Below are 15581 nucleotides of genomic sequence, written 5' to 3' on the forward strand. Positions count from 1 at the left end.
CACTACACTCAGCGGCATTGTTCTATTGCTAAAAAAAGAGAAATGATGATGCAACCTGGGAAAGGTTTTTTAGTCTGGTTGGCGGGCCTTAGCGTGCTCGGCTTTCTGGCGACGGATATGTATCTGCCCGCCTTTGCCGCGATTCAGTCCGATCTGCAAACACCTGCATCTGCCGTCAGCGCCAGCCTAAGTTTATTTTTAGCGGGTTTCGCCGTCGCACAACTACTGTGGGGACCGCTCTCGGACCGCTATGGCCGTAAACCGATTTTACTGTTGGGTTTATCTATTTTTGCGCTGGGTAGTCTGGGTATGCTGTGGGTTGAAAACGCCACTGGCTTGCTGGCGCTACGCTTTATTCAGGCCGTTGGCGTCTGTGCCGCGTCGGTTATCTGGCAAGCGCTGGTTACAGACTATTACCCTTCACAAAAAGTAAACCGCATCTTTGCCACCATTATGCCGCTGGTCGGGTTATCACCGGCTCTCGCGCCGTTATTGGGCAGCTGGATTCTGGTCCATTTCTCCTGGCAGGCCATTTTCGCCACCCTGTTTGCTATTACCTTGATTCTGATGCTTCCGGCCCTGCGTTTAAAACCGACGGTTAAAGCACGCGACGACAGCCAGGATAAACTGACTTTCGCCACACTGTTGCGCTCGGAAGCTTATCGTGGAAACGTACTGATTTATGCCGCCTGCTCCGCAAGCTTTTTCGCATGGCTGACGGGTTCACCGTTTATCCTTAGCGAAATGGGCTACAGCCCGGCAGTGATTGGCCTGAGCTATGTTCCGCAAACTATCGCCTTCTTAATTGGTGGTTACGGCTGTCGTGCGGCGCTGCAAAAATGGCAAGGTCGTCAGATGCTGCCATGGTTACTGATTCTTTATGCCATCAGCGTTGTTGCCACCTGGGCTACCGGCTTTATTCATCATGTTGCGCTGGCTGAAATTCTGATCCCATTCTGCGTAATGGCGATTGCCAACGGCGCAATCTATCCTATCGTTGTCGCTCAGGCGTTACGTCCTTTCCCACAGGCCACAGGACGCGCAGCCGCATTGCAAAATACGCTGCAACTGGGTTTATGCTTCCTGGCAAGTCTGGTGGTGTCGTGGCTGATCGCCACCCCGCTGCTCACCACCACCAGCGTGATGCTGACAACAGTGCTGCTGGCAGCCTTCGGTTACAAAATGCAATCGCAGACCGATAACACCCGTCAAACAGATGACCGGGCGCAAATTGCCCACGGTGAGTCTCACTAATAATTGTCGCGGGCACATAGTTAGCCCGCTAACAGTTTTCTATTGAATCGTCAAAAAATCAGGCTTATACTGATTTCCAGTTGTTACAAAAACGATAATTTTTAGGTATTAACGGGGACAAGAACGTTCCTGTTTTTCCACGGATGGCCTTTTCGGTAAGGGTTCCTCCCTTCCTCTGTTCTACGTCGGATTAAAGATTCGCGGATTAATTCCGTGAGATTTCTCACAAAGCCAAAAAAAGCGTCTACGCTGTTTTAAGGTTCTGATCACCGACCAGTGATGGAGAAGCTATGAGTTCATCGTGTATAGAAGACGTCAGCGTACCGGATGATAACTGGTACCGCATCACCAATGAATTATTGAGCCGTGCAGGCATTACCATTAATGGTTCGGCTGCGGCGGATATTCGTGTCAAGAACCCCGATTTTTTCAAACGCGTACTGCAGGAAGGATCGTTAGGTTTGGGTGAGAGCTATATGGACGGCTGGTGGGAGTGCGATCGGCTGGACATATTTTTCACCAAGGTATTGCGCGCCGGGCTTGAAAATCAACTCCCCCGCCACTTTAAAGATACCTTACGTATCGCCACGGCACGACTGTTTAATTTACAGACCAAAAAGCGCGCCTGGGTTGTCGGCAAAGAACATTACGATCTGGGCAACGACCTCTTTAGCCGCATGCTTGATCCTTACATGCAGTATTCCTGCGCCTACTGGAAAGATGCCGATACCCTGGAATCTGCCCAACAGGCGAAGTTAAAAATGATTGCCGAAAAATTGCAGTTAAAGCCGGGAATGCGGGTGCTCGATATTGGTTGCGGCTGGGGTGGCTTGTCCCATTTTATGGCATCACAATACGGTGTGAGCGTGGTAGGTGTGACCATCTCGGCAGAGCAGCAGAAAATGGCGCAAGCGCGTTGCGCGGGACTGGACGTCACCATTTTGCTGCAAGATTACCGCGACCTGAACGACAAATTTGATCGCATTGTCTCCGTCGGCATGTTTGAGCATGTCGGCCCGAAAAACTACAACACCTATTTCAACGTTGTCGATCGCAATTTAAAGCCGGACGGTCTGTTTTTACTGCACAGCATCGGTTCGAATAAAACCGACAATAATGTTGATCCGTGGATCAATAAATACATCTTCCCGAACGGCTGTTTACCGTCAGTTCGCCAGATTGCCAACGCCAGCGAGCCGCATTTTGTGATGGAAGACTGGCATAATTTTGGCGCGGATTACGATACCACGCTGATGGCATGGCACGAGCGCTTCATGCGTTCCTGGCCTGAAATCGCCGATAACTATACCGAGCGTTTTAAACGGATGTTCAGCTATTACCTGAACGCCTGCGCCGGTGCGTTTCGTGCTCGCGATATCCAGCTTTGGCAGGTGGTTTTCTCCCGCGGTGTCGAACACGGTCTGCGCGTCCCCCGCTAATGGCTGCCGCCCCCGTACTCACGGGGGCATTTTGTTTCAGGCCGGACTCAGGCCTCGCCCGCTATGTTACTGATGGCGCTTTCACGCGCAGCCAGCACACGTTCAACGGTATCAACAACCGCCTGCGTTTGCGGATCGATTTCGATATTAACCCGCGCGCCCAGCTTTTTCTTACCCAGCGTCGTACGCTCCAGCGTTTCCGGGATCAAATGCACGCAAAAGCGCGTTGGCGTGACTTCGCCGACCGTCAGGCTGATGCCGTCAATGCCGATAAACCCCTTATACAGGATATATTTCATCAGCGATGGGTCCTGAACTTTAAACCATACCTGCCGGTTATTTTCCGAAGTCAGAATTTTCGACACCTCGGCGGTGGTCATAATATGGCCCGACATTAAATGCCCGCCAATCTCATCGCTGAATTTTGCCGCACGCTCAACGTTAACCATATCCCCGACCTTCAGGTCGCCCAGGTTGGTGATACGCAGCGTCTCTTTCATCAGATCGAAGCTTATGTGATTACCGTTGATTTCGGTTACCGTCAGGCAACAGCCATTGTGGGCAACCGATGCGCCGGTCTCCAGCGCATCAAGCATATATTCAGGCAACTCCACGACATGCGTACGAAAATTTGGTTTTTCATCAATGGACACCAATTTTGCGGTGCCCTGCACAATACCCGTAAACATACTTCTTACTCCTGAACTCAATTAAGACATCTCTGCCCAGCACAATAGCAGGTGGAAATTCAGGTTGCCAGCAGTGCGCCACCGCTGCCTGTTTTTTCACTGGAGAATTACGTATTCCTCGCTACAATAGACTGAAATTTCCCCAGCTTTTTCTCTTTGCTGCCATATAAGGCGGCTTTTTTAGTCTCTCAAATAACAACAATATAGTGGTGTACACGTGCAAAAGTATGTAAGTGAAGCGCGTCAGTTATTAGCTCTGGCAATACCGGTGATTCTTGCGCAAATCGCTCAAACCGCAATGGGGTTCGTCGATACCGTCATGGCGGGCGGATACAGCGCGACGGATATGGCGGCCGTCGCCATTGGTACGTCGATCTGGCTGCCGGCTATTCTGTTTGGCCACGGACTCCTGCTGGCGTTGACGCCGGTAATCGCCCAACTCAATGGCTCCGGCCGCCGCGATCGTATCGCCCATCAGATACGCCAGGGGTTCTGGCTGGCTGGTAGCGTCTCCGTTTTGATTATGGTCGTGCTGTGGAATGCGGGTTATATCATCCGCTCCATGCATAACATCGACCCGGCGCTGGCTGATAAAGCCGTCGGTTATCTGCGCGCATTGCTGTGGGGCGCGCCGGGATATTTGTTTTTCCAGGTAGCCCGTAACCAATGCGAAGGCCTGGCCAAGACTAAACCGGCGATGGTGATGGGGTTTATCGGCCTGCTGGTGAACATCCCGGTTAACTATGTTTTCATCTATGGTCATTTAGGGATGCCGGAACTTGGCGGCGTAGGCTGTGGCGTGGCCACGGCGGCGGTTTACTGGGTGATGTTTGCCGCCATGCTGTCTTACGTCAAACACGCGCGTTCAATGCGTGACATCCGTAATGAGCGAGGATTCCAGAAGCCAGACACTGCAGTGATGAAGCGTCTGGTACAGCTGGGTTTACCCATCGCGCTGGCGTTATTTTTTGAAGTGACGTTGTTTGCTGTGGTTGCGCTACTGGTTTCCCCGCTGGGGATCGTCGATGTGGCCGGGCACCAAATCGCGCTGAACTTTAGTTCGTTAATGTTCGTTTTGCCGATGTCGCTGGCTGCCGCCGTCACTATTCGTGTCGGTTATCGTTTGGGTCAAGGTTCCACGCTTGAGGCGCAAACGGCGGCCAGAACGGGTTTGGGCGTTGGTGTCTGCATGGCGGTAATAACGGCGATTTTCACCGTGACCTTCCGTGAGCACATTGCCCTGCTCTACAACGATAATCCGGAAGTTGTCGCTCTGGCGGCTCAACTCATGTTGCTGGCCGCGGTGTATCAAATATCGGACTCTATCCAGGTTATTGGCAGCGGTGTCCTGCGCGGTTATAAAGACACGCGCTCTATCTTCTTTATCACCTTTACAGCCTACTGGGTGCTGGGTCTGCCAAGCGGCTATATTCTGGCGCTTACCGATCTGGTGGTCGACAGGATGGGACCTGCAGGTTTTTGGATGGGCTTTATTATCGGTCTGACCTCTGCGGCCGTATTAATGATGCTGCGGATGCGTTATCTGCAACGCCAGCCGTCTGCCGTCATTTTGCAACGCGCTGCACGATAAGCTCACAATAGCCGCCGTCAGGCGGCTTTTTTACGCCTTCAGAAGGGACTGGCGTTTTCGGCATTCACCCACTGTTCGCTGACAGGATGCCTGAAACGCAATGCGCTGGCATGCAGCATCAGTCGCGGGGTGAGTTCTGTACCTGGCAGCAAACGCCCACCATACAAATCGCACCCCAAAATAGGATGTCCCAACTGCTGACAGTGGATCCGGAGTTGATGGGTACGCCCGGTTTCAGGCGTCAGTTGTACCCGCGTTAAGGGGAGTAATCCCCCGTCCTTCTGGCGATGGAGAAAACGCTCAACAACCTGATAACGCGAACGCGCGGGCTTGCCGTTAACGGCGCAAATCGTCATCAGCGGAAACCGCGCCGGATCTTTGCTAATCGCTGCGTCGATAATCCCTGCATTGTTTTCCAAATGCCCGCATAACAGCGCGCTGTATACCTTCGTCACCATGCGCTGACTAAACTGCTGGCACAGCGCGGCGTTAATACCCTTGTTACGTGCCACCACCATCAGCCCGGAGGTGCCGAAATCAAGCCGATGGACCAACGTGCAACCGGGATAAATCTGTACCAGCCGGTGATGTACCGAATCGAGATTCTGCGGATTTTTCCCCGACAAGCTAAGCAGCCCTGTGGGTTTATTGATAAGCACCAGATGTTCGTCCTGATAGAGAATCTCTATCTGGTCATGACAAGGCGGGGCAATAAAGGTATCAAGGATTGTAGACATCAGACGGCCAGGATGGAATGTGGGCATGGATGATAACGAATTTTCACTGCACTGGCGAATCGACCCGCGTAACTAATGGCAATCATTACATGGTAGAGTGGAGGTTATCCCGAGTGCAAAGAGAGGGTTACACAGTGCAACAAATCGATTTTTATATGGTAGACGCCTTTAGCACCACGACGTTTGCTGGTAATGCCGCCGCTGTATGTCCCCTCACGGACTGGCTGCCCGATGAAACATTATTAAAAATGGCGCAGCAGCATAACCAGTCGGAAACCGCTTTCTTTGTCGCCAATGATAATGGCTTTGAGCTACGTTGGTTTACCACGCAGGGAGAAATTAATCTCTGTGGGCATGCCACGCTTGCCGCGGCGCATGTGATTTTCGAACATCTGGATTACCCGGACACGACGATCCATTTTGCCACCCGATTTGTAGGTCCGCTGATGGTCACACGCAGCGGTGAATGGCTGACGCTTGATTTTCCTGCCTGGCAAAGCGAGCCTGTCGTACCGCCCGCCTTACTGCTGGAAGCGTTGGGCATCACAGAATATAAAGAAGTTCGCGTGGGGCGCGATTACATGGTGGTGTTGGAGGATCAGCACCAGGTCGAGGCTGTACGTCCGAATATCCACGCCATGGTTCCACTAGGCAAAATGGTTTGTATTACCGCGCCTGGCGACGGGGAATATGATTTTGTCAGCCGTTTCTTCTGCCCGGGCGAGGCCGTCGCAGAAGATCCCGTAACGGGTTCGGCGCATAGCATGCTCATTCCTTACTGGGCCGCAAAACTGAATAAAACAGAAATGTTGGCGCGTCAGGTATCTGAACGCGGGGGAGATTTACGCTGTCAATTGGCGGACTCTCGCGTTTATATTGGCGGGCAGGCAACCACTTACCTGACGGGTAAAGTGCTGCTACGCTAACCCTCTTATCCGTTACACAACCCAATCCAGGGAGGATATATGTCGAACAAACTGGTGCAGATTCACTTTAATTTTCATGGTCCGTTTGGCGCCGAGATGTCGCAGCAACTTGTCGAACTGGCCGAATCCATCAATCAGGAGCCGGGCTTTATCTGGAAAATCTGGACCGAGAACGAAGCCAATCATGAAGCTGGTGGCATCTATCTGTTTCAGGATCAAGACTCCGCACAGGCTTATATCAAAAAACATACTGCCCGCCTGAAGCATCTGGGTGTGGAAGAAGTGTTTTTCAAAATCTTCGATATCAATGAGCCATTGAGTAAGATTAACCACGGTCATATTGGCTAACGTTATTGGCTTAAACGCCCCGTTCTGGGGCGATACCTCCTCCCCCAGTTTTCCCCTCACTCATATCCCAACATCCGCTATATAGCGTGTGTCACGTTTGCTTTAGTTCACAAAATCAGCACCCATGAAAACTATCACTAGCCGATCGGAGCATGAAGGCGTATAAATAATACAAATAGTATTATTTTATACAAATTGAATTACCAAAAACACAGGAGATCGCTTATGTCCCCAGACATTACGCTCAATGCTTCACCAGGAAGTTTCCCCCCGGCGGGTCATTACTCGCACAGTACAACGGCAGGCGGTTTTGTGTTCATTTCCGGGCAACTGCCAGTCACCCTGGATGGCGAAAAAAAAGCCGATGCGTCTTTTGAAGAACAAACCAGACTGGCCTTACAAAATGTCGATGCCTGTCTGGCTGGTGCTGGAATCTCGCGGCAACATCTGGTTTCAGTGCGTGTCTATGTGACGGATATCAACCAGTGGCCGACATTTAACAGGATCTATGGTGAGTGGATCGGTGATTTTCGCCCTGCCCGTGCTGTCGCTGGCGTTGCCGAACTTCATTACGGTTTTGCCGTAGAAATCGAAGCGATGGCTTTGGCCGCGCAGGCCTGATTTTTAACTGCATACAGGTGAATAAAAATGACTGATATGACACTGCCTGATTATAACGATATTGTCGCTGCGGCAGAGCGCATCGCAAATTATGCCAACAAAACGCCGGTAATGACGTCCCGCACGGTTAATGAAGAATTTGGCGCTGAAGTCTTCTTTAAATGCGAAAACTTCCAGAGAATGGGCGCGTTCAAATTTCGCGGCGCTATGAATGCGCTACGCCAGTTCACGCCACAACAACGGGCTGCGGGCGTCGTGACCTTTTCTTCGGGGAATCATGCGCAAGCCATAGCCTTGTCGGCAAAATTATTGGGGATTCCGGCGACAATTATCATGCCGCATGATGCCCCGGCTGCCAAAGTTGCCGCGACCAAAGGGTATGGCGGAAATGTAGTGATTTACGATCGCTATACTGAAGACAGAGAGAAAATTGGTCAGGACCTGGCTGAGAAACAAGGGCTGACGCTGATCCCTCCTTACGATCATCCGCACGTTATTGCGGGCCAGGGCACCGCAACGAAAGAGTTGATTGAGGAAGTGGGACCGTTAGACGTCCTTTTCGTATGTCTGGGTGGTGGCGGCCTGCTATCCGGTTCCGCACTGGCAGCGAGGCATCTTTCCCCTGACTGTGTGGTCTATGGCGTAGAACCTGAGGCAGGCAATGACGGTCAGCAGTCGTTTCGCAGCGGCAACATTGTTCATATTGATACACCGAAAACCATAGCCGATGGCGCTCAGACTCAACACCTTGGGCAATATACGTTTGCGATTATTCAGCAAAACGTGAACGATATTCTGACTGTCTCAGATACTGAATTAGTCACCGCGATGAAATTTATCGCAGAACGAATGAAAATCGTCGTAGAGCCAACTGGCTGTCTGGGTTTTGCCGCCGCCAGAGCACGGAAATCTGAACTTCAAGGTAAGAAAATCGGCATTATTATCAGCGGTGGAAACGTGGACATCAGCCGCTATGGTGAATTGCTGGCTGGATGATAAGCAAGGTATCTGCCATGCAGATACCTTATTCCTGTCTGTACATTCCCGTCTGGAAAAGCGAGCCCTGCTCACTGTAAACTGCTCGTCATCGTGGCAAAAGGCACCACTGCAGGAGACTGGCATGCCAAAAACCGACAATAACTCGCTTCTCAGCCAACTTGATACTATCGCCAGAGGGTTAAGCGAGACCTTTTCTCCCTTTTGTGAAGTGGTTGTTCACGACCTCAAAAAACCTGAACATGCCATTTTATCCATCCATAATAATCTTTCCGGACGTAAACCAGGCCAACCAGCAACAGAACTGGGTCTGGCGCGCATAGCATCACCAGACTTTCCCAGCATCATCGCCAACTACAGCAATCAGTTTGCTGATGGTCGTCCGGTAAAAAGCACTTCCATTGGTATCAAGGATGAGGACGGTAAATACGTCGCGGCGCTGTGCCTTAATGTTGATATGACGTTGTTTCGGGGTATGCAGAGCGCGCTTGCACAATTTACTGAAACCGAAGACTCCCCCATAAAAGAACATATCGATCCCGGTAGTAATGAAGTTATTCGCCAGCGTATTGATGACTTTGCCGCTAAACGCGCGACCACGGCGCGCGCACTCAAACCTGAAGACCGTAAGTTATTGATTCAAAAACTCCGTAAAGAAGGTTTGCTGAATGTACGAAAATCAATGGATACCGTCGCGCAGCATTTAGGCGTGTCGCGAGCCACCGCTTACCTGTATGCGCGCCAGTCGGCACACATGCGCGATTAAGCTGATCAGACAGGCATAACTGCCTCAACTTGCCTGTCAATCATTGCTGGTACGCAGCAAGCCCACTTACGGGGCTGCTTTACAGCCAGAAATTATCATCCAACGAAAAAACGACACCTTATGACTGCAAAAAATAAACCTTGGCATTCGTAGGTATTTATTTGCGCTGACTGAATTGATAGATTATTTTTATACAGACGGGGTAAATTTTAGCGGTATTTTAAATGACAGCATCGGCCTTACTTAATCAATGCATAAAATGGCCCCACACTAACCTACTGATTTCATTAAGTTAAAACAGAAACAGACGTACTGTAAAATAATGTCCATACAGTATATATAAATAGCATAATATCTAAATTATAATCTTTTTACATCCGGAAGTCAGGTGAGGTCAGAATGCGGTTATTTGTCATGTTGTTAAGCCTGGTCGTCTCCACACAGCTCTGGGCGGGTGAACTTTCCAAACCTACGGGCAAAGTCCTTTTAACCGTGTCCGGTAATATAGAAAATACAAATGAAGACGGGAAAGCCACTTTTGATACCGCCAGCCTCGAGAAACTGGGCATGGTAAGTTTTCAGACCACTTCTCCTTGGTATAATGGACGCACGACTTTTACGGGTATTCCACTACAAAAGCTCATGGATTTTGTTGGGGCGAAAGGCACGGTTGTAAAAGTTACTGCGCTCAATGACTACACCACCGTTATCCCTCTCAATGATTTCAAGAAGTACAATGTCATTCTTGCTTTAAAAATCAACGGAAAATATATGCAAATCCGTGATAAAGGGCCGTTATTCATTGTGTATCCCTATGACAGCATATCTGAACTGAATAATCAGATTTATTACTCAAGGTCAGCATGGCAGGTCAGTAGAATGGATATTGAGTAAGCGTTCAGAGGAACATCATGAACAGAATACTGGCTGGCATCATATTTTTTCTTTTTATATCTACTGGGTATATTTCCTTCCTGGTGCATGAAAGGCAGCAAGAGTTACAGAAATTAACGCATTACACCGATTCATGGTCCGCTGCGCAAATGGTATCGCAATATTACCGATTCGAATCATTGCTTGGTCTCTACACTATCGATGAAGCGATGAACCTCGATGAGGTGCGCTTGCGCCTCGACATTATGCTTAGCCAGAGTGATTTGATAAAAGAAGGTGATTTAGGGCACTATATAGCGAGCAATCAGGCGCACAGTGAACTGGCGTTAAAACTTGAAAATACGCTTAACTATCTGGACCTTAACCTCGAGAAGATGAACCGTTCAGAACTCCAGGCATACCTGAAAAAAATGCATGCGCTGGATTCGCAACTTGGCCGCCTTTCATCCGGCGCGTTAAATAAGGATGTTAACTCGATCAATAACGCCAACCTTAAAATTCAAACGCTGTACTATATTTACTCGGCAACCTCTGTTCTGCTGATCATACTGAGTGCGATACTGGGTGTACTGATATTCTTTCAGAACAGAAATATTCTGCGCGCGCATCTTCAGGTAAAGAGTCTCGCTGAAGAACTTCAGAGTTCTAAAGAAAAGTTGCAAATCCAGAATGCAAAACTGGAATATGACGTCTACCATGACTCGCTTACTGATATGAATAACCGCCAATTCTTCTGGGGGAATTTAAATCAAACAATCGAGATGGCAGAAAAAAACAACGATTCCGTGACTGTGATGCTGTTTGATTTAGACCGATTCAAAGAGGTAAATGATACCTATGGTCATGATGCCGGTGATATTTTATTACGCCAGATATCGGACCGTCTGATTTCAATGAGCCACACTTCAGATACGCTGTATCGCTTAGGTGGAGATGAGTTTGCGTTTCTCTCAAGTGGCCTGACAGAGAGCCAGGCCGTTTCGCGCGCCCAAAAGATATGCGATTTTATCAGCCAACCCTACACGATTTATAACACTATTATAAACATAACTACCTGTGTTGGGATTGTTATATCAGAAACAGAACGCCGCTCCGATTATCTTTATAAATTTGCAGATCTGGCCCTGTATGAAGCCAAAAATGAAGGTTCAGGTAAGATAAAAGTCTTCCGGCAATGGATGTTAGAAAAGCTGCAAGAAAGCAGAACGCTTGAGCATGATATGGCGATGGCCATAGTGAATAAAGAATTCGTGGTTTATTATCAGCCTATTGTGGATTCTTTCAGCCGGGAAATTTACAGCTATGAAGCCCTTATTCGTTGGGTTCACCCTCTAAAGGGCCTCCTGTCGCCGGATAGCTTTATTCCTGTTGCTGAAAAAACAGGCATGATTAACGAGATGGGAAAATTTGTGCTGGAAATGGCCTGTACGGAAGCGGCTTCCTGGACGATTCCGGCCAAAATTTCAGTCAATGTCTCGCCGGTACAGCTAAGCAGCAAAGCCTTTGCCGGAATAGTGCTGACTATTCTGAAAGAAACAGGACTCCCCGCTCAACGCCTTGAACTGGAGGTCACTGAATCCTCTATCTTTACTGAGAGTAATACGCCGATGAATACGCTGAATAAACTCAGGGCGCTGGGCGTGAAAATCTCCATCGATGATTTTGGTACCGGGTATTCTTCTCTTTCCCGGTTGAGCCGGCTGGCCTTCGATAAAATAAAAATAGATAAGTCCTTTGTACATTCACTATCTACCCAGGACGATGCCCTTAATATTATCAAACTCATTACAGGCATGGCGAAATCCCTTAATATGAAGGCTGTTGCAGAAGGCGTTGAAACGCAAGAACAACTGGAAAAACTTCAGGCACTGGGCTGTGATTTCGCACAAGGATATCTGTTTGGTAAACCTCAACCGGGAATTGATGGGAAAATCAGACACGGCTAAATCAGAACGGATATCCCTGGCCGCTAAATTGGGGCAACAACACTGTTGCCCCACTATGTAGGTTTTACGGAAATGACCAGTTTCATTACCTGTTTAAAAAAAATGATGGGACGATATCCTCTCTGAGCTTACGTGAGTCGGTATCCGCAAGTATTGAGCAGAGATCTTCAGCAAAAGTTGGTAAATCCTCAGAACGGTTCTATAGTCGGGACTGCTTCTCATTACAGGATTCACCGATGCGATTTAACGGACTGACCAAAGGTTTCTTCATTTTCATACTTGCCCTCGTTACCTGGGCGTTCTTCGACGTGCTGTCCCCCTACTTTTCCGCCATTTTGTGGGCCGCGATCTTAACGACTATTTTTAACCCGGTAAAAAACAGGTTGCGCAGCGCACTTGGCGAACGCAACGGGCTGGCATCGTTAATAACCATCGCCATTATCTGTTTAATTGTCTTTATCCCACTCATGGTGATCCTGTCATCGCTGGCCATTGAACTCAATGTGGTGTACAACAAACTGCAACAAAACGACACGCAGTTTCCCGAAGTCGTCACCTCTATTCTTTCGTATCTTCCTGGCTGGGCGCGAGGATTCCTCGCAGAACACAATCTGGATAATGTTGCAGAAATCCAGAAAAAGCTGTCCGACATTGTGTTGCAAGGCGGCCAGTACCTTGCGGGCAGCGCGTTTCTGATCGGTAAAGGGACATTCGGCTTTGCCATCAGCTTTGGCATCATGCTGTATCTGCTGTTTTTCTTGTTAAAAGATGGACCTTATCTGGTACGCCAGATTCTGGACTCATTACCACTTTCTGATTTTGCCAAACAGCATTTGTTCGCCAAATTTGTCGGTGTAACGCGCGCAACCGTCAAGGGCACAGCGGTTGTGGCTTTAGTTCAGGGGATTCTTGGCGGCATCGCGTTTGCGATTGTGGATATCGACGGCAGCGTTCTGTGGGGCGCATTAATGGCATTTCTCTCTCTGGTGCCTGCCGTCGGCTCGGCAATCGTCTGGGTACCCGCAGCAATATTCCTCTTCGCTACGCACCAACTGTGGCAAGGGCTGTTTATCGTCGGGTTCTTCGTGATTATCGTCGGTCTGGTGGACAACATCCTGCGCCCGCTTTTGGTAGGAAAAGACACCAAAATGCCGGACTACCTGATTCTGATAACCACCCTCGGCGGGATGGAGATTTATGGCATTAACGGGTTTGTGATTGGCCCCCTGATCGCCGCGCTGTTCATTACCTGCTGGAACCTGTTTTCCGGGCGCGATCATGCCGGTAACGTGGAAGGTATCGACGAAGCCTTTATCGAAGAAGGAAAAAATCCTCCAGATTTATGATGTCAGGACGATAACAGAAGGCGGCCCAGAGCCGCCTTTTTTATTTTCACGCAAAATCATACGTTTCCTATAATTTCAATCATGCTAATTGATTAATCGTCGCAGAAGGAACTAATCAGTGCGAATAGCCACAATCACCAACTGGGCCTACAGCGCGACGGTATGCCTGACCATCGCCTCCGGCGTTGTCATGCTGATGGCGTCCAACGCCGATAACACCGAACGCCAGGTGGTGGAACAACGTTATAAATTTGACCAACTGACCGAAGAAGTGGAACTCGACGCCTGGTCGCTGTCTGATATGGCGCGTCTCTACGTGGTCAGTAAAGACCCTGATGCTTTGAACAACTATCGTCAGAAAGAGGCGTCACTGAAAGCCGTTGAGCATCGCCTGGCAGCGTTGAAAGATGCCGGAGCGACAGGTGAAGAACTGGCGCTATTGCATGAAGGATTGCAGATTGTTGATGCGCTGCAGGACGAACAAACTGCAGCGCTGGCCAGCGTCGCGCGGGGAGAACACACACAAGCGATTGCCCTGCTCTTTAGCAAAACCTATGAACAGGAACTGGAGCGGGCACAGGACCGGATCGACCATTTCCGCCAGTTGCTCGACAACCGTGTACTCTATGCCATTGAAGATGCCACTCAGGCGTCACGTACACTGCGCACAGCCTCTGAAGTGATGGTCGGTCTTACGGCGCTGCTCTTTTTGTTCGTTCTTGGATTTATATTGAAGCGCCGCGTGCTGCGCCCGGTGGTGCGTTTGAGCGATGTAGTTAACCGTCTGGCATCGCAAGATTATGCTGTCGAGACACCCAGCTTTAACCAGATCGATGAAATTGGCGATATGGCCCAGGCGATCCGGATTTTTCGCGAGAACGGGCTGGCCCGTCAGCGGCTGGAGAAAGAGAGAGACGCCGACTGGGGGATCCGCGAACTGCTGGCGCGCATGACGCAGCGTCTGCAGGGGTGCGAAAGTTTTGCCGATGTTATTAATGTGGCGGAACTGTTCGCGCCGAATATTGCTCCAGGTATCGCCGGCCGACTGTACATACTGGATCGGGAGCCCTGGCAGATGCGCTGCGTTGCGCAGTGGCTCTCACCAGAGGGTAAAGCCGATGCGTTTCACCCGGACGAATGCTGGGCGGTACGCCGTGGCCAGAGCCATCCACCGGTACAAGACGAACCGGATATCGCCTGTTACCATCTGCCTGAGTCGTGTCAGCGGCAGACCTTATGCGTGCCGCTGATTGCCCAGGGTGAAGCCATCGGCCTGCTCTCATTCCAGAATCTCAGCGAGGATTCCACCTCATCTCGCGCCTACCTGGAACTGATGGCAGAAGCACTCGGCCTGGCATTAGCCAACCAACGCCTGCGCGATGCACTGCTGGAGAAAGCGCTGTACGACCCCCTAACCGGCCTGCGCAATCGTCATCATCTTGAAGATACTCTCCGTACCCAGATGAGCCAGGCGGTTCGTACCCAAGAACCGATCAGTTGCCTGATGATCGATATCGACCATTTCAAAAACATCAATGACCGCTTTGGTCATGAGGCCGGCGATAGTGTGATAAAAAGTATCGCCGCCATTATTCAACGCGTTGTCCACGACAGCGGCATGGCTTTCCGTTACGGTGGCGAAGAGTTTCTGGTCCTGCTGGCAGGTGCGGATGAACAGGCGGCCAATAGCTTTGCAACGGATATTTACAACGGCGTACGCGAATTGTCACTGCGCTTTGGCGTATCCGATATCGGTCACGTGGATGTCTCTATCGGTGTTGCCAGCTACCCGCAGCATGCCCAAAGCGATAATCTGCTGCGTGCCGCAGACGTCGCGCTGTATCGCGCAAAAGAACTGGGGCGCTCGCGCATTGTGAGCTTTGGCATGCTGGAAGCGAGCTGAACTATGTCAGTTGTTGGCGCATTGCTTTACCTCTACGTCAGGTAGTGGTAAGTTGACAGGATGAACACCAGACACGATATCAACGCTTTTACTCATAATCTGTGGTGGCTGCCTTCTTAAAGGCG

General features: G+C 50.0%; 14 protein-coding genes. 12 read left to right on the plus strand and 2 right to left on the minus strand.

Going from position 1 to position 15581, the window contains the following annotated elements:
* Positions 1-48: 48 nt before the first annotated feature.
* Positions 49-1254, plus strand: coding sequence for a purine nucleoside transporter PunC (punC, locus tag ICA20_RS13595; RefSeq protein WP_038640365.1), 1206 nt, complete (start codon positions 49-51; stop codon positions 1252-1254).
* Positions 1255-1544: 290 nt separating this feature from the next.
* A complete protein-coding gene (gene cfa, locus ICA20_RS13600; RefSeq protein WP_038640363.1) occupies positions 1545-2693 on the plus strand; it encodes a cyclopropane fatty acyl phospholipid synthase in 1149 nt (382 codons plus the stop codon).
* Between the two features lie 47 nt (positions 2694-2740).
* Here the strand turns inward: cfa and ICA20_RS13605 are convergent, their stop codons facing one another.
* Positions 2741-3382 carry a riboflavin synthase gene (locus tag ICA20_RS13605; protein ID WP_038640361.1) on the minus strand — a complete coding sequence of 214 codons (642 nt, stop codon included), beginning with the start codon at positions 3380-3382 and terminating at the stop codon, positions 2741-2743.
* A gap of 217 nt (positions 3383-3599) precedes the next feature.
* On the opposite strand from ICA20_RS13605, the gene mdtK reads away from it, so the two are divergent.
* Positions 3600-4973, plus strand: coding sequence for a multidrug efflux MATE transporter MdtK (mdtK, locus tag ICA20_RS13610; protein WP_038640359.1), 1374 nt, complete (start codon positions 3600-3602; stop codon positions 4971-4973).
* Between the two features lie 38 nt (positions 4974-5011).
* On the opposite strand, the gene ICA20_RS13615 is transcribed toward mdtK, so the two are convergent.
* On the minus strand, positions 5012-5710 hold the full coding sequence (locus tag ICA20_RS13615) for an RluA family pseudouridine synthase (protein ID WP_038640357.1): 699 nt from the start codon (positions 5708-5710) through the stop codon (positions 5012-5014).
* A 134-nt stretch (positions 5711-5844) separates the two neighbouring features.
* On the opposite strand from ICA20_RS13615, the gene ICA20_RS13620 reads away from it, so the two are divergent.
* The 9 genes from ICA20_RS13620 (at position 5845) to ICA20_RS13660 (ending at position 15456) form a co-directional block, all read left to right on the plus strand.
* The gene (locus ICA20_RS13620; RefSeq protein ID WP_038640355.1) at positions 5845-6636 is read left to right on the plus strand and encodes a PhzF family phenazine biosynthesis protein; all 792 of its coding nucleotides are present in this window, start codon (positions 5845-5847) and stop codon (positions 6634-6636) included.
* Between the two features lie 39 nt (positions 6637-6675).
* Complete coding sequence (locus ICA20_RS13625) at positions 6676-6984, plus strand: monooxygenase (RefSeq protein ID WP_038640354.1); 309 nt, start codon at positions 6676-6678, stop codon at positions 6982-6984.
* A 225-nt stretch (positions 6985-7209) separates the two neighbouring features.
* Positions 7210-7605 (plus strand): RidA family protein, encoded by a 396-nt coding sequence (locus tag ICA20_RS13630; protein ID WP_038640352.1) that lies wholly within the window; start codon positions 7210-7212, stop codon positions 7603-7605.
* Positions 7606-7632: 27 nt separating this feature from the next.
* Positions 7633-8601, plus strand: a complete 969-nt coding sequence (locus tag ICA20_RS13635) for a threo-3-hydroxy-L-aspartate ammonia-lyase (RefSeq protein ID WP_038640351.1) — start codon at positions 7633-7635, stop codon at positions 8599-8601.
* A 124-nt stretch (positions 8602-8725) separates the two neighbouring features.
* Positions 8726-9367 (plus strand): PAS domain-containing protein, encoded by a 642-nt coding sequence (locus ICA20_RS13640; protein ID WP_038640349.1) that lies wholly within the window; start codon positions 8726-8728, stop codon positions 9365-9367.
* 399 nt (positions 9368-9766) lie between these two features.
* Positions 9767-10261 (plus strand): molybdopterin-dependent oxidoreductase, encoded by a 495-nt coding sequence (locus tag ICA20_RS13645; protein WP_038640347.1) that lies wholly within the window; start codon positions 9767-9769, stop codon positions 10259-10261.
* A 17-nt stretch (positions 10262-10278) separates the two neighbouring features.
* Complete coding sequence (locus tag ICA20_RS13650) at positions 10279-12207, plus strand: GGDEF domain-containing phosphodiesterase (protein WP_038640345.1); 1929 nt, start codon at positions 10279-10281, stop codon at positions 12205-12207.
* 236 nt (positions 12208-12443) lie between these two features.
* A complete protein-coding gene (locus ICA20_RS13655) occupies positions 12444-13553 on the plus strand; it encodes an AI-2E family transporter (RefSeq protein WP_038640343.1) in 1110 nt (369 codons plus the stop codon).
* Between the two features lie 118 nt (positions 13554-13671).
* Complete coding sequence (locus ICA20_RS13660) at positions 13672-15456, plus strand: diguanylate cyclase (RefSeq protein WP_038640341.1); 1785 nt, start codon at positions 13672-13674, stop codon at positions 15454-15456.
* Positions 15457-15581 lie beyond the last annotated feature (125 nt).

The organism is Citrobacter sp. C5_2 (assembly GCF_014596845.2).
Classification (GTDB): Bacteria; Pseudomonadota; Gammaproteobacteria; order Enterobacterales; family Enterobacteriaceae; genus Citrobacter; species Citrobacter werkmanii.

Bases quoted from the DNA above. Each gene is read 5' to 3' on its own strand.
- punC (WP_038640365.1), top strand. From the start codon at position 49: ATGCAACCTGGGAAAGGTTTTTTAGTCTGGTTGGCGGGCCTTAGCGTG.
- cfa (WP_038640363.1), top strand. From the start codon at position 1,545: ATGAGTTCATCGTGTATAGAAGACGTCAGCGTACCGGATGATAACTGG.
- ICA20_RS13605 (WP_038640361.1), bottom strand. From the start codon at position 3,382: ATGTTTACGGGTATTGTGCAGGGCACCGCAAAATTGGTGTCCATTGAT.
- ICA20_RS13615 (WP_038640357.1), bottom strand. From the start codon at position 5,710: ATGTCTACAATCCTTGATACCTTTATTGCCCCGCCTTGTCATGACCAG.
- ICA20_RS13625 (WP_038640354.1), top strand. From the start codon at position 6,676: ATGTCGAACAAACTGGTGCAGATTCACTTTAATTTTCATGGTCCGTTT.
- ICA20_RS13630 (WP_038640352.1), top strand. From the start codon at position 7,210: ATGTCCCCAGACATTACGCTCAATGCTTCACCAGGAAGTTTCCCCCCG.
- ICA20_RS13635 (WP_038640351.1), top strand. From the start codon at position 7,633: ATGACTGATATGACACTGCCTGATTATAACGATATTGTCGCTGCGGCA.
- ICA20_RS13640 (WP_038640349.1), top strand. From the start codon at position 8,726: ATGCCAAAAACCGACAATAACTCGCTTCTCAGCCAACTTGATACTATC.
- ICA20_RS13645 (WP_038640347.1), top strand. From the start codon at position 9,767: ATGCGGTTATTTGTCATGTTGTTAAGCCTGGTCGTCTCCACACAGCTC.
- ICA20_RS13650 (WP_038640345.1), top strand. From the start codon at position 10,279: ATGAACAGAATACTGGCTGGCATCATATTTTTTCTTTTTATATCTACT.
- ICA20_RS13655 (WP_038640343.1), top strand. From the start codon at position 12,444: ATGCGATTTAACGGACTGACCAAAGGTTTCTTCATTTTCATACTTGCC.